This is a genomic window from Rhodococcus sovatensis (genome assembly GCF_037327425.1).
Taxonomy (GTDB): Bacteria; Actinomycetota; Actinomycetes; order Mycobacteriales; family Mycobacteriaceae; genus Rhodococcoides; species Rhodococcoides sovatense.
This window is the reverse complement of sequence record NZ_CP147846.1, coordinates 5,096,036-5,119,265: the sequence shown is the minus strand read 5'-3', so window position 1 is coordinate 5,119,265 and position 23,230 is coordinate 5,096,036. Positions and strand designations below refer to the sequence as shown.

At 63.9% G+C, this 23,230-nt stretch carries 21 protein-coding genes; 7 read left to right on the top strand and 14 right to left on the bottom strand.

All coding sequences use genetic code 11. From position 1 onward, the window contains the following. Nucleotides 1-107 precede the first annotated feature (107 nt). The 6 genes from WDS16_RS23865 to WDS16_RS23840 all read right to left on the bottom strand — a co-directional run bounded on the left by WDS16_RS23865 (nucleotide 108) and on the right by WDS16_RS23840 (nucleotide 6,226). Nucleotides 108-1,073 carry an acyl-ACP desaturase gene (locus tag WDS16_RS23865; protein WP_338888261.1) on the bottom strand — a complete coding sequence of 322 codons (966 nt, stop codon included), beginning with the start codon at nucleotides 1,071-1,073 and terminating at the stop codon, nucleotides 108-110. A 129-nt stretch (nucleotides 1,074-1,202) separates the two neighbouring features. Beyond that, nucleotides 1,203-2,012: a family 1 encapsulin nanocompartment shell protein gene (locus WDS16_RS23860; RefSeq protein ID WP_338888259.1), complete on the bottom strand. Its 810-nt coding sequence runs from the start codon at nucleotides 2,010-2,012 to the stop codon at nucleotides 1,203-1,205. Then, nucleotides 2,009-3,058 carry a Dyp-type peroxidase gene (locus WDS16_RS23855; protein WP_338893590.1) on the bottom strand — a complete coding sequence of 350 codons (1,050 nt, stop codon included), beginning with the start codon at nucleotides 3,056-3,058 and terminating at the stop codon, nucleotides 2,009-2,011. Before WDS16_RS23855 ends, WDS16_RS23860 begins: the two co-directional genes overlap by 4 nt. 48 nt (nucleotides 3,059-3,106) lie before the next feature. Further along, nucleotides 3,107-5,377, bottom strand: coding sequence for a DUF2254 domain-containing protein (locus tag WDS16_RS23850; RefSeq protein WP_338888258.1), 2,271 nt, complete (start codon nucleotides 5,375-5,377; stop codon nucleotides 3,107-3,109). Between the two features lie 106 nt (nucleotides 5,378-5,483). Next, complete coding sequence (locus tag WDS16_RS23845; RefSeq protein WP_422395859.1) at nucleotides 5,484-5,951, bottom strand: GtrA family protein; 468 nt, start codon at nucleotides 5,949-5,951, stop codon at nucleotides 5,484-5,486. Between the two features lie 98 nt (nucleotides 5,952-6,049). Next, nucleotides 6,050-6,226 (bottom strand): hypothetical protein, encoded by a 177-nt coding sequence (locus WDS16_RS23840; protein WP_338888255.1) that lies wholly within the window; start codon nucleotides 6,224-6,226, stop codon nucleotides 6,050-6,052. A gap of 109 nt (nucleotides 6,227-6,335) precedes the next feature. Here WDS16_RS23840 and WDS16_RS23835 point away from each other — a divergent pair, with 109 nt between their 5' ends. After that, nucleotides 6,336-7,145, top strand: a complete 810-nt coding sequence (locus WDS16_RS23835) for a mycofactocin-coupled SDR family oxidoreductase (RefSeq protein WP_338888254.1) — start codon at nucleotides 6,336-6,338, stop codon at nucleotides 7,143-7,145. On the opposite strand, the gene WDS16_RS23830 is transcribed toward WDS16_RS23835, so the two are convergent. Together WDS16_RS23830 and WDS16_RS23825 are read right to left on the bottom strand one after the other, a co-directional pair. Next, entirely contained in the window at nucleotides 7,113-7,595 is a 483-nt protein-coding gene (locus tag WDS16_RS23830; protein WP_338888252.1) for a (2Fe-2S)-binding protein, read from the bottom strand. The two genes, WDS16_RS23835 and WDS16_RS23830, sit on opposite strands and share 33 nt — an antisense overlap. A gap of 13 nt (nucleotides 7,596-7,608) precedes the next feature. Next, nucleotides 7,609-9,738 carry a xanthine dehydrogenase family protein molybdopterin-binding subunit gene (locus WDS16_RS23825; RefSeq protein ID WP_338893589.1) on the bottom strand — a complete coding sequence of 710 codons (2,130 nt, stop codon included), beginning with the start codon at nucleotides 9,736-9,738 and terminating at the stop codon, nucleotides 7,609-7,611. A 192-nt stretch (nucleotides 9,739-9,930) separates the two neighbouring features. Here WDS16_RS23825 and WDS16_RS23820 point away from each other — a divergent pair, with 192 nt between their 5' ends. Together WDS16_RS23820 and WDS16_RS23815 are read left to right on the top strand one after the other, a co-directional pair. Continuing rightward, complete coding sequence (locus WDS16_RS23820) at nucleotides 9,931-10,218, top strand: hypothetical protein (protein WP_338888250.1); 288 nt, start codon at nucleotides 9,931-9,933, stop codon at nucleotides 10,216-10,218. A 91-nt stretch (nucleotides 10,219-10,309) separates the two neighbouring features. Further along, complete coding sequence (locus tag WDS16_RS23815) at nucleotides 10,310-11,272, top strand: pirin family protein (RefSeq protein ID WP_338888248.1); 963 nt, start codon at nucleotides 10,310-10,312, stop codon at nucleotides 11,270-11,272. A gap of 18 nt (nucleotides 11,273-11,290) precedes the next feature. On the opposite strand, the gene WDS16_RS23810 is transcribed toward WDS16_RS23815, so the two are convergent. Beyond that, a complete protein-coding gene (locus tag WDS16_RS23810) occupies nucleotides 11,291-12,673 on the bottom strand; it encodes a maltokinase N-terminal cap-like domain-containing protein (protein ID WP_338888246.1) in 1,383 nt (460 codons plus the stop codon). A 166-nt stretch (nucleotides 12,674-12,839) separates the two neighbouring features. Between WDS16_RS23810 and WDS16_RS23805 the strand changes: the two genes are divergently transcribed. Continuing rightward, the gene (locus WDS16_RS23805) at nucleotides 12,840-13,607 is read left to right on the top strand and encodes a pirin family protein (RefSeq protein WP_338888245.1); all 768 of its coding nucleotides are present in this window, start codon (nucleotides 12,840-12,842) and stop codon (nucleotides 13,605-13,607) included. 101 nt (nucleotides 13,608-13,708) lie between these two features. After that, nucleotides 13,709-14,236: a DUF4190 domain-containing protein gene (locus tag WDS16_RS23800; protein ID WP_338888243.1), complete on the top strand. Its 528-nt coding sequence runs from the start codon at nucleotides 13,709-13,711 to the stop codon at nucleotides 14,234-14,236. Between the two features lie 28 nt (nucleotides 14,237-14,264). Here the strand turns inward: WDS16_RS23800 and WDS16_RS23795 are convergent, their stop codons facing one another. The 3 genes from WDS16_RS23795 to WDS16_RS23785 are packed head-to-tail and all read right to left on the bottom strand — an operon-like array spanning nucleotide 14,265 to nucleotide 17,337. Then, nucleotides 14,265-15,836, bottom strand: a complete 1,572-nt coding sequence (locus WDS16_RS23795; RefSeq protein WP_338888241.1) for an ABC transporter permease — start codon at nucleotides 15,834-15,836, stop codon at nucleotides 14,265-14,267. Continuing rightward, a complete protein-coding gene (locus WDS16_RS23790) occupies nucleotides 15,833-16,711 on the bottom strand; it encodes an ABC transporter ATP-binding protein (protein ID WP_338888240.1) in 879 nt (292 codons plus the stop codon). The genes WDS16_RS23795 and WDS16_RS23790 overlap by 4 nt, the downstream gene beginning before the upstream one ends. Further along, entirely contained in the window at nucleotides 16,708-17,337 is a 630-nt protein-coding gene (locus tag WDS16_RS23785) for a TetR/AcrR family transcriptional regulator (RefSeq protein WP_338888239.1), read from the bottom strand. Before WDS16_RS23785 ends, WDS16_RS23790 begins: the two co-directional genes overlap by 4 nt. A gap of 46 nt (nucleotides 17,338-17,383) precedes the next feature. Here WDS16_RS23785 and WDS16_RS23780 point away from each other — a divergent pair, with 46 nt between their 5' ends. Further along, nucleotides 17,384-19,375, top strand: a complete 1,992-nt coding sequence (locus WDS16_RS23780) for a M13 family metallopeptidase (protein WP_422395710.1) — start codon at nucleotides 17,384-17,386, stop codon at nucleotides 19,373-19,375. 138 nt (nucleotides 19,376-19,513) lie between these two features. Beyond that, a complete protein-coding gene (locus WDS16_RS23775; protein WP_338888237.1) occupies nucleotides 19,514-20,824 on the top strand; it encodes a cytochrome P450 in 1,311 nt (436 codons plus the stop codon). Here the strand turns inward: WDS16_RS23775 and WDS16_RS23770 are convergent. Continuing rightward, a complete protein-coding gene (locus WDS16_RS23770) occupies nucleotides 20,805-21,881 on the bottom strand; it encodes a sn-glycerol-3-phosphate ABC transporter ATP-binding protein UgpC (RefSeq protein WP_338888235.1) in 1,077 nt (358 codons plus the stop codon). The two genes, WDS16_RS23775 and WDS16_RS23770, sit on opposite strands and share 20 nt — an antisense overlap. Further along, the gene (locus WDS16_RS23765) at nucleotides 21,881-23,200 is read right to left on the bottom strand and encodes an ABC transporter substrate-binding protein (protein WP_338888233.1); all 1,320 of its coding nucleotides are present in this window, start codon (nucleotides 23,198-23,200) and stop codon (nucleotides 21,881-21,883) included. The genes WDS16_RS23770 and WDS16_RS23765 overlap by 1 nt, the downstream gene beginning before the upstream one ends. Nucleotides 23,201-23,230 lie beyond the last annotated feature (30 nt).

Below are 23,230 nucleotides of genomic sequence, written 5' to 3'. Positions count from 1 at the left end.
ACGAACTCCGTTGTTCAGGTTGACTTGTCGGTGGGCGCTTCACACCAGTGGCACGGTTGAGTGCATTGGGGTGCACTTAACCGTGCCACTGGGGGCGGAGCCCCCACTCACGCAGACTGCGAGGCCAGACGCTGCGTTTTGGCGGCCTCACGAGCGAGGGAGCGGTCACGCATTTCCTCGAACTTGGTGGCCTGCTTCTCCAGATCCTCCAAGAAGGCGGCAAGTTCCTCGCGCTTGTTCTCGCCGCGACCGGTGAAGTCCTCACGCTCGAAGACTCGCCACTTGCGCAGAACGGGCCACACAACCTCTTCGAGGTGTTGGCGCAGGTCGTAGATGCCGTGCTTGGCCATCAACACGCCGTTGCGGCGGAAGTTCGGCATGCCTGCGCCGGGCATCTGGAAGTTCATGACGATGTCGGACACCGCGTTCAATGTCTGATCGGGAGCGATGTCCATCGCTGCGCTGCAGATATTGCGGTAGAAGATCATGTGCAGGTTCTCGTCCGCCGCGATGCGCTGGAGCATGCGGTCGGCGATCGGGTCGTCGCACACCTTGCCGGTGTTGCGGTGCGACACGCGCGTCGCGAGTTCCTGGAACGTCACGTACGACACCGAGTGCAGCAGTCCGGTATGTGATCCGGCGGGCGACGCGAAACCATTGGTCATGTGGATCATGCGAGCTTGTTCGAGCGCAACGGGATCGACGCCGCGGGTCACGACGAGGTAGTCACGCATGACGATGCCGTGGCGGTTTTCTTCGGCGGTCCACCGACCGACCCACGTCCCCCAGGCACCATCTTGTGAGAAGTTCTCGGCGATCTCACGGTGGTACGAGGGGAGGTTGTCCTCGGTGAGCAGGTTGGTGATCATCGCAGCTTTGGCGACCTCGGAGAGCTTGCTCTGCTCGGGGTCGTAGTCGACGCCTCCCAGCTCGGCGAAGTTGCGGCCCTCGTCCCACGGCACGTAGTCGTGCGGGTGCCATTCCTTCGCCATCGACATATGCCGGTTGACATTGTCTTCCGCCACCGGAACGAGCTCCTGCAGCAGTTCCAACTGCGAAAGTTCCCTGACCATGGACATGCCTCCTCGAGTCGAATACCTACGAGAGCGTAGGTCCGCTCGACCGGCCCGAAAGACAATCCGGGAACATTCTGTTAGAAGTAGCAACCCCAGCGCGCCCGATCTTGGGGAGGCTCACATGCACTACACCTTCGGCGCCCCGAGCAGCGGCACGACAGCCTCGCTCGTGTATGCCAGGAAGGTCAACGACTCCTGGAAATACAATTCGACGGTCGTGGCGTCGTGCGACAGGTATCCGATCGACAGGTCCTGGCCGAGGTGAAGTTCGTAGTCCCCACCGCGGGTAGTGAGCAGGAACGCACCGTCGATTGCGGGAGCCCAGATGATCTCACCGTCGAGCAGACGACGCAGGTGCTCACGGATCGGGTAACCGTGATCGGACGTTTCGTTGATGGCAGTGAAGGCCTCCGCGCTGAGCAGCAACGAGTACGGGCCGTTGACGCCTGCCAGCCGCAACGACGTGATGGCTTGGCTGATGATCTCGGGGTAGTCCCGCGGATCCGACGGAAGCTTCAACTCCGGGTTCGACGCACTCTCGCGCAGCCCAGTGATCCCCGCTGCCGCATAGCCTTCGAACACCGCACGGTCCTCCGCGAACGCAATCTGTGTGGCCGCGTCCTTGACCGGCTGCCAGTCCGAATCGCTCGCACCGCGTTCGACGTCGTCGATCGCAGACCTGCTGACGGTGAACGGGACTCGGAGTTCCACCACCGGTTGCGATTGCCTCGCATGCGCGATGACGCCGTCGGCGATCGGGGCGATCGAACTCTGGTGCCCGGTTCCGACCGCCGCGAGAGTGAGACCGGACGGCCCCTTCACATCCACGACTCGGCGCCCTGCGACGTTGCGCTTGAACGTGCGCGTTGCCTCCTCTTCTATCTCGGCCCAGGCCGCAGCCGAAATCGGGGCAAGCTCGCGATGCAGATTACTCATTGGACCGACACTCCCTTGGTGGTGGACTCGTTGTCGAAGGTGCTCTTCATACTTCCGATGCCGAGCGAGCCGTCGGATGCTCCCACATCGACGGAGGTGACGATCTCCGTTGCGGGCTTCGCCGGCGGATCCTCGAGGAAATCCAGTGTGGGAACGAAGAACAGCGTGCCAGTGACGGCAGTGGAGAAGTCGAGGATCCTGTCGTAGTTTCCCTCGGGTTTGCCGAGAAACATGTTGCGCAGCATCTCTTCGGTGACGGCCGGAGTTGCCGAATATCCGATGAAGTAGGTACCGAACTCTTTGGTCCCGACGGCTCCGAACGGCATGTTGTTACGCAGAATCTGGAGCTGTACACCGTTGTCGTCTTCGATGACGTTGAGCGCGGTGTGCGAATTGGGTGGTTTGACGTCGTCGTCCATCTCGATATCGGTCAGCTTGGTTCGACCGATGACGTTCTCCTGGTCCTCCGTACTCAGAGAATTCCAAGAACCCATGTCGTGCACGTACTTCTGCACGATGACGTAGCTGCTACCGATGAAGCCGGGATCCGAGTCACCCACCGTCACCGCGACTTCGGCGTCCTCACCCGTCGGGTTCTCGGTGCCGTCCACGAAACCCATCAGATCGCGCATCTCGAAGAACTTGAAGCCGTGCACCTCGTCGACGACGGTCACCGCACCGTCGAGCTTGTTCATGATCTGAGTCGCCATCTCGAACACCAGATCCTGTTGCTGAGCTCGCAAGTGGAACAGCAGATCCCCAGGTGTCGAGGGTGCGCTGTGGGCAGCGCCCTCCAGCGGCGCGAACGGGTGCAACTCGGCGGGGCGCGGACCCTCGTACAGCCGATCCCACGCGTCGGATCCTATTCCGACGACACACGTCAACTTTCCGTCGGGAACTCGGAATCCGACGGACCGCTGAAGACCGGCGATATCGGCGAGAACTTCGCGAACCGCGTCCTCACCACCGACATCGACGGTCACGACGAGAAAGATCGCCGCCGTCGTCAACGGCGAAAGCACAGGTTGCGGGGTCACGGGAACGATTTTCGCACAGCTGGTTCCGATAGTCATGGCCCGATGCACGACCGTCGACTACCCGCTCTTCTGCTCCGCTCCCAATACCACCGGATGGCCGCGACCCGTCGAGCCCAACTCCGATCCCAAACCCTGAGGATCCGGAGCACTCGCGAGGCTCACATCGAGGCTTCCGGTCCATTCCCTCGCCACCTGTGCGTCGAGGGCTTCCAACCGCGCGACGAGCGGCGGATGCTGGTCCGGCGGGCAGGCATCGACCAGCGTCACCAGCAGCGACCGGAGCCGACGCTGAACCTGCGTGGATCCCCTGCTGAAGTGTCGGATCTCGTCGGTGGAGACCGCGACGTAGTCGGCCCACGTGCGCCGAGTTCCGCGAATACGAGTCGGGGCCAGGTCGTCGGACTCATGGTGAACCCGGGGAGCGAGCGTCATCAACAAATCCTCGAGGTGGTCCATGGCCTGCACCGCGCGGCCGGGATCGTTGATCGCGGGAGAGAGTGCCTTCAACGCGATGTCGACGATCGCCTGCAGAGCGGCCGCCGGACTCACCGTTGGGCTGTGCGTGTCGCCGAATACCAGGGCACCGACCAGTCGGTGTGGCCGCACGCGCAACTGCGGCCCCTGGACCTCGAACAGAACCGAATCCTGGGCAACGAACTCACCTATGGTCGGCATGAGCTGCACCGTCACGCCCCACTTGGTTGCCATACGCTCGATGCCGGCCACATCGACGGCCAACAGAATCCGGCCGTCCGAGGACAGTTGCTCGAGGCGAACCGTCGTCGTCGCTCCGAGTGGGCCGGTGGATTCCGACGGGGGCACGGTCTCCGACGGGGGCACGGTATCGGGCGTTCTCTCGGCTTCCGGCGATGTCACGGCTTCCGGCGATGTCACGACTTCCGGCGATCTTTCGGTCTCCGGCGACACGGCCGGATACATCCGGAAAATCGAGGTCCGCCCCTGCGCGGCGATCCAGCGAAGTAGCCGCGAGGAATTGAGAATCATCCCGACGCGTGCCACCAAACCGATGAACAGGAACGCGCTGACGAAGGCCAACAGAATTGCAATGGACGTCGACAACACCGGTGACGCCCGCTGACCCGACAGGGCAAGATCCGAGGCGATCACGACGGCAAAGACGAACGTGGACAGAAACATCCCGATCGACCACCGCATGATCGCTTCCTCCTGCAGCATCGGCACCACCCGCACCGAAATCTGCGACGCCCCGAACTGCATGGCAAGCGTGATTGCAGTGAACACCAAACCGGTGAGGGTGATCATGCCGCCTGCTATGACCGCCAGAAGCGTCGCGGTGGCACCGATGTCGAGGTCCGAATCGATCTCCAGCGCGCCCGTGGGCTCGGCGACCTCGGCGTCGATCGCGACGAAGGTGTAGGCCAGCACCATCGACAACGACACCAGCACAACCGGCAGACGCCACACCGGAGTACGACGCAGACGTCGGCGGGTTCTACGCCACTGAATCGAGGACACCAAACGGTTCGGCAACTTCGCCGACGCCGGCGCAGCCTTGGGTATCTCGGGCATCTCCGGCACTTCGACGGGTACTCCGAATCTGCCCGACAGTGCCTCCTGGACAACGATCTTCGCGCGCACCACTGGTTCACGTAGTCGCTTCTCGCGAATCCATGCCTTCGCCTGTTTCGACGGCTTGTCCGCGTACCGCCACCGTGCCCACGGCGAGTTCGGTCGTCCGATCCGCCACGCTCCCACGATCAGCAACGGAACGAAGAACAGCCCGACGAGACCGGTCCAGAGCTTGCCCTTGAGCAAGGTGATCGCCGCCAGCATCAATTGGAATGCCAGACCGCCGAGGACAAGCGCGAGCGTCCCGAGCGATCGGTCCTCCTGGTATGCGTCGAAATCGCCCGCGAACCCGATGGGATGGACACCGAGCAGATACAGCCCGGTGATCGCCACGGCGACGAACACCGCATCGATCGAGGATCGGCCCTCTTCGGCCCAGTACACATCGCGCAGATGCAGGATCAGGGCGAACTCGTCGAGCATCAGCGCGCTGCCGATACCGAACACACTCGCCAAGACGCAGTTGGCAATGGGGGTCTCGTAGTTGGCTATCGCGACGAGGGCGAATCCGGAGATCAGCACCATCACCAGACCGAACATGACGTGGTGGATGTGCATACCGCCGGGCGTCACGTTGCCCGGCCACCAGGACACCTCGGCTCGAATCATCCGCACGCTGAACCTGATGAACAGGAACGCGAGCAGGAACGAAACGAGCAGAAAGAACAACGGCAGACGACCGTTGTCGACGACCGTCTCGGTGAACCACCTACCCATCGCAGGCCTCCTGCCCAGGCTCCGCTCCTCGAATCCGGAGCGAGGTCAGCCTAGCGCCGGGCAGTACCGAGGGTGGTGGAACAGCCGCGAGTCAGACAGCGCCGGTCTAGAACACCCAGCCGCGCAGGGCAAGGAACCGCAGTGCTCCGGTAGCAGCACTGACCGCGACGACCGCGACGATCTGGACAAGGGAGGACGCGCCGGGGAAAAGAAGGTGAACCGCCGCGAGCGCTGCCGTACCGAGCGCGAGTCCGACGAGTGCCAGACCGCCGGCTTCCCATTGAGTCTGGAACCAGCCGACGCGCTGCGCTGCATGAAAGGTATGACGCCTGTGCAGTTCGTTTGCCAGGACAGTGCTGGCGGCGATGCCGATGAGGTTGGCTGTGAACGAGCCGAGCGTCGCAAGAGCTACGAACAGACCCGCGTACAGGGCATTGCTGGAAGCACCGACGATAACGAAGCGCGCGAACTGCGCAGTGACAGACTCACCGAGGATCCGGGCCTTGATTCGCGGGCCACAGACACGGGGACCACACGTATAGGCCCGCGAGGGCGTATCCACCGAACTGCTCACGATGTCTCCAGTTGCCTGTCCGGGAAGACGAAAATCTCCCGTGACGCTCATACAACCGCACCATCGAGGATTTCAGTCCCCGATTATGACCGATATCTCTACGAAGTGCTGTTCTTCTCGGCCTTCTCTGCCTTCTGGCGAGAGCGGCGAGTGAGATCGAAGTTGAACAGATCGGGCTTGACCGACGCCAGGAACAGCATTCCGCACCCGAACACAACCAAGACGATCGTCAGAACGACCACGACGATTCCGATGAACGCGCCGATACTTTCCATAAGTGCAAACCTCCCGTGTCGCCTCTTACCGTACTGGGCTGCCGAAGTGTCGGTCGAATCCACCCCGAATCGGACATGGCGGAGTCGAGTCGGTTGTAGCGTCGAGGCGATGACGACACGGTTCGATGGCAAGGTCGCGTTCATCACGGGAGCTGCTCGGGGACAGGGGCGCGCCGAGGCAATCAGGCTCGCATCCGAGGGCGCCGACATCATCGCGATGGATATCTGCCGAGAGTTCGAGTCGACCCACTACGACGGTGCGAGCTCGGCGGACCTCGCCGAGACCGTGGCGGCCGTCGAAGCTCTCGATCGACGCATCGTGGCGACGGAAACCGACACTCGGGACTTCGCCGCAGTCGAGACGGCCCTCCGCGACGGCGTCGCAGAACTGGGACGCCTCGATGTCGTCGTCGCCAATGCCGGCATCTGCTCCGCCGCCATGTCATGGAAGATCACCCCGGAGCAGTGGCAGGAAACCATCGACGTCAATCTCACGGGCACGTTCTTCACCGTCAAGGCAGCGGTTCCGATTCTGCTCGAGCAGGGAACCGGCGGTTCGATCGTCATGACCAGTTCGGTGGCCGGGCTGCGTGGTCTGCCGTTTCTGGCGCACTACGCGGCGAGTAAGCATGGCATCGTCGGACTATGCCGGTCGATGGCCAACGAACTCGGCCAGTACGGAATCCGGGTCAACTCCATCCACCCACACGGTGTCGAGACGGGGATGCAACCGACCGACATGATGGCGCTCCTCGGTGAACAGGGCCAGACCCTCGGACCGATTTTCATGGGCTCGCTACCGGACCCGGTGAGCCAACCCGAGGACATAGCGGCAGCGGTGGCGTGGCTGTCATCCGACGAAGCGCGTCACGTCACGGGAATTCAGCTACCCGTCGACCTCGGGACGCTCACCCGCTGAACGGGCGATCTCTGCAGCCCGCCGGATTGCTCGCCGAATGCGAAAGTACGTGCCGCAGCGACACACGTTCTCGATTCGGTCGATGTCGAGGTCGGACGGCTCTGTCGTACGCTCGAGCAGTGCGACGGCAGCCATGATCTGGCCCGGCTGGCAATAGCCGCACTGCACGACGTCCTCTTCGAGCCACGCCTGCTGCACGGGGTGGAGGACATCACCGTCGGCGAGTCCTTCGATGGTCGTGACCTCGCGACCTCCCACTTCGGACACGGGGGTGATACACGGCTGAATCTCCGCACCGTCGAGGTGACTGGTGCAGGCTCGGCACACACCGATTCCGCAGCCGTACTTGGGCCCTCGTACACCGAGTTTGTCGCGCAGCACCCACAGCAACGCCAGATCGTCCGGAGCATCGACGGCGACCTCGCGACCGTTCACCGTGAATTCGTGCATGCGCGAGCGCCTTTCATCTTGGGAACGGTTCGAAGTTCGTGTCGAAATGGATCGGGAACGACCGGACGGTCTCGCCAGTGGCACGCTCGTAGGCGTTCGCGACCGCTCCGACAGCGGCAGGCACACCGAGTTCCCCTGCCCCTCCCGGCTGATCCGCGCCGTCGATGACGATCATCCGGAAGTCCGTCGGCGAATCCACCTGTCGGGCAAAGTGAAACTGCGAGAAGCTTCCTTCGAGTGGAAGTCCCGCGTCGATGTGCAGGCCTGCTGACAGCGTCGTCGAAATGGCGTCGGTGAGACCACCGAGCATCTGTGCCTCCAGTCCCGAAGGATCGATGACCTTCCCGACATCGACGGCGACGACTGCGCGTCGCACCCGCGGCCGGCCGGGATCGGTGGCGTCGAGGTCGACGACGTACGCGACGCAGGACCGGTACTCGGCATGAAAACCGACACCTTGTGCCCAACCGTCGGGCAATTGCCTTCCCCAATCACTCTCGGCAGCAACGGCATCGAGAACTGCACGGTGGCGAGGGTCGGCGAGGCGGGATCGCCGGAACTCGACGGGGTCGATCCCGAGGGCGGCTGCTGTTCGATCGACGACGATCTCCGCTGCCCCACGACTGGTCGCGGAGAACACCGAACGCCAGCTGCCGGTATTCATCGGGAGGTTCACCTCGCGCAGGGTTTCGATCACGTCACCGAACGCATACGGCGTGGCCACCGTCCGCGAGAACACCGACCGCCCTGATGCTCCCGATCCCGATGCCGTCAGAATCTCGCCGAATCCGTGCGAGAAGTCCGTTGCCACCGCGGCGATCCGATGCTCGAAAGACGACACATCGGTACGGTCGGTCCGCACCGTGAATCGGTGATGCGAGGCGGGTCGCGCGCGGCCGTGACGCATGTCGTCGACCCGCGTCCACATCAGCCGCACCTTTCGTCCCATCGCCTGGGAGATTCGCGCGGCTTCGAGTGGCGCGTCGAAGAACAGGCGTCGGCCGAAAGATCCACCACCGCTGACGACGTGGACGATGACGGCGTCGACCGGCATTCCCAGCACCCGGGCGATGACTTGCTTGGCGATGATCGGAGTCTGCATCGATCCCCAGATTTCGGCCGAATCCGACCGTACATCTGCCACAGCCGAATTGGTCTCCATGGCAGCATGTGAGACGAAGGCGAAGTCGAACTCCGCGGTCAGCTCGCCAGTCGTCACGAAGGGCTCGACAGCGGAACGCAACCGGGCACGAATGGTCTCGTCGTTCTCCGCATCGACCGAGCCCGCCGTCCACGTGACGCGGGCTGCTGCTGCAGCATCGATTGCCTGCCCGAAGGTTTCGGCCATCACCGCGACACCGGTCGGGATGACGGCCACGTCGATCACACCGGGCAGCGCCGCGAGCGCGCCCTTGTCCACGTCGGCCACCTCGCCACCGATCGACGGCGCTCGCCTGACCACTACCGGCATGGCACCCGGAACGTCGAGATCGAGTGCGTACTCGAACGAACCCGTCACCATCGCCCGAGCGTCGACACGGCGGGTGGATGTGCCGATCAGACGGAACTCTTCCGACGGTTTCGGTTCGGAGGGAATGACTTTCAGCAATGGGTCGGCGGCGGCGACAGCGACATCACCGATCCCCATCGTTCGCCCGTCCGCGGCAATCAGGATCCCGCCCGTGAGAGAAATCTCCTGCGGGAGCACGGAAAAGCGCAGCGCCGCAGCAGCGATCAATCGCGCGCGGGCACCTGCCGCGGCATGGCGAATGGGCCAGTACATCGCGCGTATCGAGTTGGAACTGCCGGTCATCTGATTGAACAGCAACTCGGGCCTTGCATCGGCCAGCGAGGTCTCGACGGCGTCGAGAGCAATGTCGAGTTCCTCGGCGACGAGCATGGCGAGCGACGTCGTCAACCCTTGCCCTACCTCCGCCCGAGGAAGCACGAGTCCGACGGTGCCATCGGTACGAACCTCGAGTACGACCAACAGGTGTTCCGTCGGCCTGCCGGCGAGAATCAGAACGTCGCCGAGGTCCGTCCCTGCGACTGCAGGCGCGGCCACAGCCTTCGGCGACACGGCGACGGTCAGGGTGGGCGCCAGTAGCAGGGTCGTCAGGAACGCTCGCCTGCTCACCTGCATGTACGACACCGCTCTTCTCTCCCCGGACCTCGTCGGGCGTTCACTCCCAGTGCAGACCGTACCCCGACCCTGAGATCAGCACCCTCGAAAGATGGGGGACTGCCCCGATGGTGTCCGGCCGCGCACCGCGACACGATCGATCGAGACCGGAAATCGGTCGTCCACTCTCAGCACCGAAGAAAGCAGGAAGCCATGCCGTACAGAATGATTCGCACACTGACCATCGCGGGAATGATCGGCGTCGCCGGATTGACCGCGACTGCCACAGCAGCCGCGGATACCGTGATCGAGCCGGGGACCGAAGCCGGCGCGTATTGCACGGTGATCTCCCCCGCCGGGGACGCGACCCAGCTGCACAGCGCCGCGGAGTGCCTCCAGGCCAGAGTCTCTGCCCGCATGGAGGAGCGCCGAGAGGAGCAGCGGGCCGAGCGAGAACAGGCGCAGGCGGACCGCGCCGACGCTCGCAGGGCAGATCGGTGAGTCGGGAATAGGTTCTTCAGGGTCGTCGTTACACCCGGCAGTAGTTGACTGATCAACTAACCGGAGACATCAACTGAGCCAGGAGACGACGATGCCCGCTGTAACTGTCGACAACATTCTTGCCCTCCCCCGCATACCCCTTCCCGACGCGACCGCCGTGGCCCGGCCGGTCACGTCCGTCACCACGGCCCCCGGAGGTTTCGAAGGTGAGGGATTTCCGGTTCGCCGGGCGTTCGCGGGTATCGACCTCTCTTCGCTCGACCCGTTCATCCACATGGATCAGATGGGCGAGGTGAATTACGCACCCGGTGAGCCGAAGGGAACTCCGTGGCACCCGCATCGCGGATTCGAAACGGTCACCTACATGATCGACGGGATCATGGAACACAAGGATTCCGGCGGCGGTGGCGGCAGCATCGGTGGCGGCGACACCCAGTGGATGACTGCGGGCGCTGGGATCCTGCACATCGAGGCGCCGCCCGAGCACCTCGTGCAATCCGGTGGCCTGTTCCACGGCGTGCAGCTCTGGGTCAATCTGCCCCGGGACAACAAGATGGCGGCGCCCCGCTACCAGGACATCACCGGGAACAAGGTCGCGTTGCTCTCCAGCGACGACGGCGGGGCTCTCGTTCGGGTCATCGCCGGTGAGGTCGCGGGCCATCAGGGGCCGGGATCGACGTACACGCCCATCGCACTGACCCACATCACGTTGGCGCCTGGTGCTGCATTGGCGCTGCCGTGGAACCGGGACTTCAATGCGCTGGTGTACGTCCTCGCCGGGTCCGGGTCCGTCGGCCCGGATCGTCGACCACTAGGTATGGGCCAGACTGCGGTATTGGGCCGCGGCGACACCATCGACCTTGCGGCATCCGATCGTCCGGACTCGAGGAGTGAATCCCTCGAGGTATTCGTGCTCGGCGGCAAGCCGATTCGTGAGCCCGTCGCGATGGCCGGACCGTTCGTCATGAACACCCGGTCCGAGGTCATCCAGGCGTTCGAGGACTTCCAGGCCGGGCGTCTCGGGTCCATACCCGCCGAATATGCGCGCGATTGAGCACCGCCGGAAGGGTGACTACTCGGGTGCTGGGGCCAGCCGTCTGATCGCCCGCATCGGGATGTCCAACCACGTCGGCCGGTTGCGGGCCTCGTAGACAGCCTCGTACACAGCTTTGTCCAGCTCGTATGCGCCGAGGAGGGCGGTTTCGGATCGCGGATCCGAACCCGTCACCGAGGCGTAACCGTCGCAGAACGCCGACGAGTTCCGTTCCACCCACTCGGTGGCGAGAGCGGCTACCTCGTCGGTGACGCCGGATTCGCCGAGAAGAAGGTTGTGCGCGGCGTAATCGAAGGATCGGAGCATTCCGGCGACGTCCCGCAGCGCACTGTCCGGCCGGCGCCGTTCCTCGAGCGACTTGGCCGGCTCACCCTCGAAGTCGATGAGCAACCACGTCGACGGAGTTCGGAGCACCTGACCGAGGTGGAGATCGCCGTGAATCCGCTGAACCGTGGTGGTGCCTGCGGCCTCGGCTCGGGCGATCAGTTCGCGCGCAGCGGGGAGGTGCGCGGCGAGTCCGGGAACCGCCTCGGCCGCCGCTTCCACTCGTTCCAGTATCTCGTCCACCGAGGACTTCGCCGGCCGCTCCGATGTACCGAGCTGCTGCGCGAGGTCGGCGTGGACATGCGCCACCGCCTCGCCGAGCAAATATGCCTCCGGCGCGAAATCGGCGTCGGGTTGCGCGAGACCGCTCGCAAGCAGGTCCCGCACCGAGGTGAGGGCCGTCGTCCACCCCTCGGCAGAATCCGCGACGAAATCATGCGCCATACCCAGCATCGACAACTCGCCGTCGGACTGCATCTCGATCCAGGCGTGCAGCGGAGCCACGTTGCGGCACCCGGTGTCCGCGAGGGCCCTGTGCAATTCGATGTCGGGATTGACGCCGGGAGCCACGCGGCGAAAGAACTTGAGCAGCAGTACTTCACCGAGCACGACCGAAGTGTTGGATTGTTCTGCGCCCAGCACTCGCCCGAGCATCCCGGAATTCACCGAGTCTGCGGCGACGCTCCGGAAGTCGATGGGACCGATCGACTCGGCGGCAGCGAGCGCATCGCCGTACATCGCAATGATCGCTGGATCTCTCAGTCCGTCGTAGACCGCGATGTCGGACGAGGGCATCGGAAGCTGCCAGGCCGCCACCTCGTCGGATGCCGTGCGCCGGAACCCGAGCGGAACCTGATAGCGCTGGACCTGCCCGCCGTCGTCGACATGTGCGCCGAGTCCTATGTCGACGAGAACGTGTTCGGCACTCACCCCTGGACGGGATCCGAGTGGCACCCGTTCGACCACGTCCAACGACACCATCACCGACCCCTTGGCCGCAAACCATCTCTGCTGCGGCATCCACGCCAGCAGCGCCGTCTCGAGATCCACTGTGGTGACGCGCATCGAATCGGTCATAAAGAGTTCTCTTCTCCGCATTCGCTTGGTGTACCTACCCTATCGAGCATCGGCCCCTCTCGAGCACCGGGACTTACCCAGTTCGAGGTTTCCTCACACGCGACTCGACGCGCGAAAGTTATGCGACCGGTCACGGGAGAACTCCGACGCCTCGTAGAGTGGACGCATGTCCGCTCCACTATCCATCCCGCACATCGATATCCATCGTGCCGGCGATCGCCTGAAAACCCGTGTGGCATGGTTGGACTCGAAACATTCGTTCTCGTTCGGCCAGCACTACGACCCGGACAACACCCACCACGGACTCCTTCTCGTCAACAACGACGACATCGTCTCTCCCGGTCAGGGTTTCGACACGCACCCGCACCGGGACATGGAAATCGTCACGTGGGTGACGACGGGGTCTCTCGTCCATCAGGATTCGATCGGCCACTCCGGAGTCATCTATCCGGGACTTGCGCAGCGGATGAGCGCAGGCAAAGGAATCATGCACTCGGAGAAGAACGACTCGTGGCGGCTCACCGGCGACACTCACCAGGAACCGGTCAGATTCGTACAGATGTGGGTCGTTCCGGACACGCCCGGTCTCGAACCGGGTTACGAGCAACACGAGGTCGCCGACGAATTGCTGCGCGGTGGACTGGTTCCGATCGCATCGGGCATGAAGAAGCACGACGGCGAGTCCGCTATTCGAATCAACCAGAAGGCAGCGGCCCTTCATGTGGCTCGGTTGCATCCCGAGCGCCCGATCTCACTGCCGGAAGCACTCTTCCTTCATGTTTTCGTCGCCCAGGGAACCGTACAGGTCGAAGGCGTCGGGGAATTGTACGAGGGGGATGCCGTGCGAATGAGTTCGTCTGGTGGACAGCGTGTTCAGTCGTTCGAACACGCCGAGATCCTGGTGTGGGAAATGCATGCACGTCTAGGGCAGTGACGTCCCGTTATTGTCACGAAGTGGTGGAGAAACCCTGATCGGCGGCTGTGCGGCGCTACACTTTCCCGCACTCGTCGCACACTGGAGGGGGATCGAAGGCCATGTCAGAACAGCCACCACCGGGGAACTATCCACCGCCCGGCAACAATCCACCGCCCGGCGGCTACCCGCCGCCTGGTAGCTACCCACCTCCCGGCGGCAACTACCCGCCTGGTGGATACCAGCAGCCCGGCCAATACCCACCCGCTGCGCCCAAGAACACGCTGGGCATCATTGCGCTCGTCCTGGCCATCCTGGGAATTCTGACGTCGTGGACGATCGTCGGCGGCGTCGTACTGGGACTGCTCGCAGTCGTCCTCGGGTTCATGGGCCGATCCAAGTTCAAGAAGGGCACCGCCACGAACGGCTCGGTGTCGTTGATCTCGATCATCCTGGGCGTGATCGCGATCCTGCTGTCGATCGCCCTCGTCGTCTTCGGCGTCGGATTGTTCAACAGTATCGGCGGCAAGGATTACCTCGATTGCATCAACGATGCCGGCAACAGCCAGTCCGCGAGGGACGACTGCAACAGCGAGTTCCAGCGGAACGTGGAGGATCGCTACGGGGTGACCATCGAGCCCACACCGTAACGCTCACAGGTCCGTAGTGCCCGCGTCGTCAACGGATGTCTCGCCGGTGCAACGCCCACCATCCGGCGAGGCATCCTGACGCAGCAAGGACGCAGAGCCACAGGATCGGCGTCGCGGCGACGGTTCCGCCCGGCAGGCGGGGCAGGTGGGTGAACGGTGACAGGTCGAGCCAGAACTGCGGCAGTCCGACCACCGCACCGACCTGGCCCAGCAACACACAGCCGATCAACAACGCCCACGCGGAGTTCGAGAACTGCGGCGCGAACCCGAACAACAGCGCACTTGCCGCCGTCAGAACCCACACCGCCGGTAGCTGACCGAGCGCGGTGCCGAGCACTGTCGGCACAGCCGAACCGACGTCGCCGATGGCAAGGCCGTACGGGATCCCAGCAGCCAGACCCACAAGGGTCAACATGACGACCGGACCTCCCAACGCGAAGACGAGATGGCTGGTCAGCCACCTGCCCCGTCCGACGCTTCCCGCCAGGATCATCTCGGCGATCGAGGATTCCTCGTCGGTGTGAGCACGCAGAATCGCCGAGATGGAGTACGCGGCGACAGCGATGCCCAGAAGGCTGATCGCTGCTGCGAGGAACGATTCGACGAGCGAAGACCCGCCGAATGCGCCCAGCGCGTCGCTGATCGCTGCGCTGCTCCCCAGTTGCCCGCCGACGCTGTCCGCGGCGCTGCCCAGGACGAGACCGATGAGCCCCAGCCCGAGCATCCAGGCAAAAAGGAGCCCGCGCTGTTGCCGCCACGCCAGACCGAACACGCCGCTCAACGCCGCCGACGCACGCGCCGAACCTGCCCGCTCGGCCACCAGACCCGAGCCGAGATCGCGGCGGCCGGCGAGCACGAACGCCGACGCGATTGTCGCTGCCGCGCTTGCTGCAGGCAGTGCGAGAACCCACCATCGCTCGTCGGCGAACGGCCTCAGCTGCGCCGACCATCCGATAGGCGACAGCCACGACAGTGTCCCTGAACCCGCGTCTCCGACGGCTCGGAGTACGAACGCCGCGGCCAAAACCGTCAGCGCGTATCCGCGGGCGACGCGCGCCCCAGAACCGATCTGTACGGCGACAGCTCCGATACCTGCGAATACCACGCCGACCGCGACGATCCCCAGCCCGAACGCGATACTCCCCGCCGGAGCAAACCCGGTGATAAGCAGCGACACGGATGCGACGAGCGCGGCGGCGCACACTCCCCCGGCGGCAACGACGATGGCTGCCGCGAGGGCGGCGTGCCTCCCGACGACGGTCGACCCCATCAGCTCGGTCCGCCCGGCATCTTCTTCGGCACGCGTGTGTCGGACGACCGTCAGGAGTGCGGCGAGAGGGGCGAGCGTCAGCAGAACTCCAGCTCGCCAGGTGACGAGCGCACCGAGATCGTCGCCGAAGATCGGTCCGACCATGGCGAGCTGGGCAGGAGCATTCGCCGTTGCCTGGTAGAACATTTCACGATCTGCAGCCGTCGGATACAGGCCCCGAAAGCTGACCGCGTAGAGCAGCGGAATCAGTCCGATCGACAGGATCCACATCGGCAGAACGATCCGGTCCCGCCGGAGGTACAGCCTGATCAGGCCGACAAGTCCGGTCATGACTGCACCGCGTAATACTTCAGGAACAGATCCTCGAGTGTGGGCGGCGAGCTCGTCAGACTGGTGACTCCCAGCTCTGCCAGTCCTCGCATGAGCTGGGGAAGATCGCCACTGTCTACCCGGCAGCTGAGCGTGTACCCGTCCGCGGTGGCGGTTCCGGGCAACGAAGTCAGGTCATGCGGAAGGCGCTCCACGACGGCTGTGACCATCGTGTGTGCGAGGTGCCGCATCTGCGTCAGTGATCCGGAATCGACTGTTCGACCGTCGCGAATGATCGTCACTCGCTGGCAGAGCTTCTCGACCTCGGACAGAATGTGCGAGGACAGCAGCACCGTCGCCCCTCGCGCCGATGCGTCGGTGACACATTCGGCGAACAGACGCTCCATCAGCGGGTCGAGCCCGGAAGTCGGTTCGTCGAGCAGAAGCAGTTCGGCGTTCGAGGAGAACGCCGAGATCAACGCAACCTTCTGCCGGTTCCCCTTGGAGTAGGTGCGTGTCTTCTTCCTCGGATCGAGACCGAACTTCTCGATCAATTCGTCTCGGCGGGCTTCGTCGACGCCTCCCCGCATACGTCCGAGCAGGTCGATGACCTCGCCGCCGGTCAGCGACGGCCACAACGTCACGTCGCCGGGGACGTAGGCCAGACGCCGATGCAGCGCGACGGCGTCGCCCCGCGGGTCGCCGTCGAGCAGTCGGACGTGACCGGCAGTCGCTCGCACGAGACCGAGCAGAATTCGAATGGTGGTCGACTTACCCGACCCATTGGGACCGAGAAAACCGTGTACTTCACCGCTCTCCACGGTCAGGTCGAGGCCATCCAGCGCGTTGACCCGGCCGAAGGTCTTGACGAGAGAACTCACGCTTATGGCAGTCATCGGTTCTGCTGGTATCGAAGGTAGGTGTCGAGTGTGTCGGTTTCGGCGAAGAGACCCTCCGTGTAGAGCTCGAGGGCCGGCAAGGTGATCTCCTCTGTCATGTCTTGCAGCGCGATCTTGAAGTCCGTTCCCTGGGGCTGCATCTGGAGGTAGACGAGCATTCCGCCGACGTTCTGACGCACCAGGAAGCGCGCACGTGCTCGCGGGTCCCGGCTGGCTTTCAGTCGTCCACTGATGACGCCCTCGTCGAGGTACGCCACCGCATCGTCAACCATGTGCTCGTACATGTCGGTCGCGAGCTGTCCGCCCGACGCGAAACTGCGCACGATATAGGCGACGACGGGCGCGTAGTGATCGATCTGGGCGAGCTGGGCGATGATCCCTGCGGGCGGTGCCGACAGCGCAGTCGACTTGCTGTCACGAACAAGGTCTTGGACGTATCCGTCACATGCTGCCCGCAGGCCGTCCTTCGACCCGAAATGATGATTGACCAGTCCCGGAGATACTCCAGCAGCAGTGGCGACCGCGCGGACACCCGTGGTGAATCCGTCACGACCGAACACCTCGATTGCGGCGTCGCGAATGCGAGCCCGGGTGTTCAGGTCATCTGCCTTCGTTGAACGCATGGACAACATATTAGACAGTCGTTCAATCCGAGGCAAGAGTGTAAAGATGGAATGCATGACTACGTTGGATTCAAGTTCGGATTCGGGACAGGTGAACTCGGGCATCGACCTCAGGTACACGGACGAGAGCACGCGCGCCCAGGACGACCTGTTCGTCCATGTCAACGGCAAGTGGCTCGACGACTACGCCATTCCGGCAGACCGCGCGGTCGACGGCGCATTCCGCACCCTGTACGACAGGGCCGAAGAAGACGTCCGCACGATCATCCAGGAATCAGCCGAGTCGAACCCGCCCGTCGGGACCGACGCACAGAAGATCGGCGACCTCTATTCGAGCTTCCTCGACGCCGATGCAGTCGAGGAGGCGGGCCTTTCGCCCATCGCCGACGAGTTGGCATCCGTCGCCGACGCCGGTGATCTCGTCACGCTCGCCGAGGTCCTCGGCTCACTGCAGCGCACCGGCGTCGGCGGGGCGATCGGCCACTACGTCGACACCGACGCCAAGAACTCCTCGCGGTATCTGGTTCACGTCACGCAGTCCGGCATCGGCCTACCCGACGAGTCGTACTACCGCGAGGACAACTACGCGAACATCCGCGAGGCGTACATCGCCCACATCGCGAAGATGTTCTCCATCGCCGGGTTGCCCTACGACGCCCAGCGTGTCTTCGACCTCGAGACCGAACTCGCCGCAGGCCACTGGGATGTCGTCGCACGTCGTGACGCCGAGAAGAGCTACAACCTCGTCGACTTCGACACCCTCGTGGGGAACGAACCTGGATTCAACTGGACCGCATGGATGTCCGGCCTCGGCGGCAGCAGCGAGCAGTTCGCGGAGATCGTCGTCGGTCAGCCGTCGTTCCTGTCCACATTCACCCGACTGTGGGTGTCTGCTGACATCGAGGATTGGAAGGCATGGCTCGCGTGGCGCGTCGTGCACAGTCGCGCGCCGTATCTGACCGCAGCCCTCGTCGAGGAGAACTTCGCGTTCTACGGGACCACGTTGAGCGGCACCGAAGAAAACCGCGAACGGTGGAAGCGCGGTGTGTCCCTCGTACAGGACTTGCTGGGAGAGGCCGTCGGGAAGCTCTACGTCGAACGCCACTTCCCTGCCGACGCCAAGGCCCGCATGCAGGTTCTCGTCGCGAATCTCCAGGAGGCATACCGTCGTAACATCACCGACCTCGAGTGGATGAGCCCGGAGACTCGACAGAAGGCGCTCGACAAGCTCGACAAGTTCACCCCGAAGATCGGCTACCCGGATCGCTGGCGCGACTACTCGGCCGTGCAGATCGACGCGAGCGACCTACTCGGGAACTACCGGCGCGGCTACATTGCCGAATACCAGCGCGACCTGGACAAGCTGGGCGGTCCGGTCGATCGCGACGAGTGGTTCATGACGCCTCAGACCGTCAACGCGTACTACAACCCGGGAATGAACGAAATCGTCTTTCCTGCAGCGATCCTGCAGCCGCCGTTCTTCGACCCCGAAGCCGACGATGCCGCGAACTACGGCGGAATCGGCGCAGTCATCGGACACGAGATCGGACACGGATTCGACGACCAGGGCGCCAAGTACGACGGCGACGGCAACATGATCGACTGGTGGACCGACTCGGACCGCTCCGAGTTCGGTAAGCGCACCACCGCGCTGATCGACCAGTACAACGAGTTCGAACCTAAAGCCCTGCCCGGTCACAAGGTCAACGGGCAGTTCACGATCGGTGAGAACATCGGCGACCTCGGCGGTCTGTCCATCGCCGTCGCCGCATACAAGATCGCGCTTGACGGCAAGGACGCTCCCATTCTCGACGGCCTCACCGGTCTGCAGCGGGTCTTCTTCGGCTGGTCGCAGGTATGGCGCACCAAGGCACGCGACGAAGAGGCGATCCGTCGACTCGCAGTCGATCCACACTCGCCGGCGGAATTCCGCTGCAACGGTGTGGTGCGCAATCTGGACAGTTTTCACGAAGCGTTCGATGTGAAGTCGGGAGATGCGCTGTACTTGGATCCAGCGGAACGCGTCAGGATTTGGTAGGCGCTCCGAGTCGGCTCTAGGCGCTCCGCTAGTGGCGCGGTTGAGTGCACTCCAATGCACTTAACCATGCCACTAGCGGCGGAGCCGCTGACACATCCGGCGGCGGAGCCGCTGGTGACCGTTCGGAGGGGTGGGGACATGAAGAAGCGGATCAGATGGATCGCCGCACACGGCGTCGTACGGTACGGGGCAAAGAAAGCCGCACAGGCAGGTGACCCGCAAGCGATGCTGGTAGCGGACCCGGCAACGCGCGCCGACCCGCGGCAGGTGTTCGAGAGGATCCGCGCGTCGGGCCCACTGGTGAAGACCAGGATCTCGAACATCACCGTCAACCATCGCGTCGTCCATGAACTACTACGGTCCGACGACTTCAAGGTCACCGAGTTGGGTGCCGACCTCCCGACGCCGCTGCGGTGGATCGAGAACAAGACGCGGTCGAAGGCGTTGCATCCGCTCAAGCCGCCGTCGCTGTTGTCCGTCGAGCCGCCCGAGCACACCCGCTACCGCAAGCTGGTGTCCTCGGTGTTCACCCCGCGCGCGGTGGCGAAGATGCGCGAGATGGTCCAGGAGAAAGCGGACAGCCTGCTCGAAGAGCTCGTGGCGGGCGGCCGCGAAGTGGACATCGTCGACAAGTACTGCGCGCAACTCCCCGTTGCCGTCATCGGCACCATCCTCGGCGTACCGGACAGCGACCGCCAGAGAGTGCTCGAATTCGGAGAGATGGCGGCACCGAGCCTCGACCTCGGGCTTTCCTGGGAGCAGTTCAACCGCGTCGAGGACGGCTTGGAGCAGTTCGACGCGTGGCTCGCAGATCACCTCGCCGAACTCCGCCGCAATCCCGGCGAGGACCTGATGAGCGAGTTGATCAAGGCGACCGAGGACGGCGTCGGCCTCGACGACCAGGAACTGCGCGCGACGGCGGGGCTCGTCCTCGCGGCGGGGTTCGAAACGACGGTGAACCTGCTCGGAAGTGGAATCCGACTGCTGCTCGACCACCCCGACCAGCTCGACCTACTGCAGCAGGACCCGTTGCACTGGCCGACTGCCGTCGAGGAGATGCTCCGACTGGAATCCCCGGTTCAGCTGACGGCACGGCGCGCCAAGCGCGACGTCACGATCGAAGGCGTCCCCGTACCGGAAGGGGGCCTGGTCGTCCTCGTCCTCGCCGGAGCCAACCGCGATCCCGAGGTGTTCGACGACCCTTACCGATTCGACGTCACCCGGACGAACGCGAACAAACACCTCTCGTTCTCCGGTGGACGCCACTTCTGTCTCGGCGCGGCACTTGCGAAAGCAGAGACGGAGGTCGGACTGAAAACGCTGTTCGACCGATTCCCTCACCTGCGGTCTGCAGGCGAGGGAATCCGCCGCGACACCCGAGTCCTGCACGGCTGGGCGTCGCTGCCAGTGGATCTCGGGCAGCCCGCCGCTACAGGCGCTGCCCGGTAGCGGCCGAGAAGAAGAACACCTCGTCGAACTTGGGGACGAGCCGAACCGTCTCGGCCAATCCGATCTCGAGCTTGCGGTCGACACGCACCGCGAGGCGGCCGGACTGGGTGCTCCAGTCCGTTCCACGCGGAGGTACGCCGTACAGGAACGACTCCGCGCCGAGTTCCTCGATGAGTTCGACTGCAACAGACACGGACCCGACGCCGTCGCCCACGAGACTCCAGCTCTCCGGCCGGATACCGAGTACAACCCTGGCCTCGGCGTTCGCTGGGACCGGAATACGCACATTGCCGACCACCGCGGCCCCGTCGACCACCGGAGCGTCGATGAGATTCATGCCCGGAGAACCGATGAACCCGGCGACGAACGTGTTGACGGGATTGTCGTACAGCTCGCGCGGAGACGCGATCTGCTGGAGCTTGCCCGCCTCCAACACCGCAACCCGATCACCCATGGTCATCGCTTCCACCTGATCGTGGGTGACGTAGACCGTCGTCGTACCCAGTCGCTTCTGCAGACCTGCGATCTGCGCTCGCGTCGACACGCGCAACTTGGCGTCGAGATTCGACAACGGCTCGTCCATACAGAACACTTTGGGCTGCCGGACGATTGCACGTCCCATCGCGACCCGCTGTCGCTGACCACCGGACAACTTGCCCGGCTTCCGGTTGAGCAGCGGCTCGAGCTCGAGCATCTTCGCTGCCTCGAGAACACGGGCAGCGGTGTCCGCCTTGCTCATTCCAGCGTTCCGCAGCGCGAATCCCATGTTGTCGCCGACGGTCATGTTCGGGTACAGCGCGTAGTTCTGGAACACCATCGCGACGTCGCGTTCGCGCGGAGCGAGGCTTGTGACATCGACGCCACCGATGTCGATTCTTCCGCTCTCGACCGATTCGAGCCCGGCCAGCATCCGCAGGCTAGTCGACTTGCCGCAACCCGAGGGGCCGACGAGAACGATGAACTCACCGTCGGCGATGTCGAGTTCCAGCGAGTCGACCGCCAACGAGTCGGCGCCCGGGTACCGATGCGAGACTCCGGCGTAGTGGACGGCAGCCATTACGAAGGAAGGTTCGGGGTGATCTGGCGGTCGATGATCTGCTGCAGCTGTTCCTGAACACCGGCGAACGCCGTTGCGACGTCGGCGTTCTGCAGCGCGATCTGCTCCAGACCGGTACCGATGATCTTGTCGCCACCGGGCACGAACACGCGGGCATAGTCCTGCGACCGGGTCTTGGCGAGCTGGTCGACTGCCGTTCTGGCGTTCGGGTTCGCGTCGAGGAAGGCGATCTCGCTCGGATCCTCCTGCGCCGACTTGCGAACCGGCATGTAACCGGTGTTCTGCGAGAAGTAGGCAGTATTGGCACCGTTGGTGACGAAGTCGATGAACTTGAGCGCGTTGACCTTACGCTCCTCCGAGATCTTCGACGGGATGGCGAGGCCGGCTCCACCCGTCGGGCATCCGGGTTGTCCGTCAGCCGAAGGTAGGAATGCCGTGCCGAATTCGAACGACGCATTCTGAGTGATGGTGGACAGATCGCCCGTGGACGCGATCGTCGAGGCGATGATGCCCGCACCGAAATCGTTGGCGATGTCGCTGGAAACCGCCGCGTACTTCTTCGTATGGATCATGTCCTTGAGGAATTGCCCTGCAGCGATGGTCTTCTCGTCGTCGAACTTCAGATCGAAGCCGTCGGAGTAGGCTCCACCGAACGTCCAGATCGGCCCTTCGAACGTCCAGCCGAGGTAGTCCACGGCGTTGCCCCAGCCGTGGGCGAGCTTTCCGCCACCGACGACGGCCTGGATGCGCGGGCCCCACTCGTCGAATTCCTGCCACGTCGCGGGGCCTCGGTCGGGGAGTCCTGCCTGCGCCCATACGGCCTTGTTGTAGTAGAACAGCGGCGTCGAGCGCGCATACGGCAACGCCCAGTGGTTGCCGTTCCAGTTGTAGTCGGCGAGAAGCGAATCGACGTAGTCGCTGGAATCGACACCGGCTGCCTCGAAGTGCCCGTCGAGCGGTTCGATCGCACCGGTCAGCGCGTAGTTGAACCACCACACGTCGGAGAGGACCACGACGTCTGGCACGTCGTTGCCGGACAGCGCCGCATTGAACTTCTGCGAGACTTCCTCGTAGTTCTTGCCACCGTCGATCAGATTGACGGTCAGATCCGGGTTTTCGGCCTGGAAGCGCGCGATCAGCTCCTGTTCGAACGCCTGCGACTTACCGGGGTGGTTGGACCAGAAATTGATGGTGCTCGCGTCACCCGACGCTGCCTCACCCGAGGAACTCGACCCGGGACTGCTGCACGCGGCGAGTGCCGCGCCGGCGGCAAGCGTGCCGGTCAGCGCGAGGAATTTACGACGATCGATGTGTGCCATGAGTGTCTCTTCTTTTCTTGTCGGTACCGG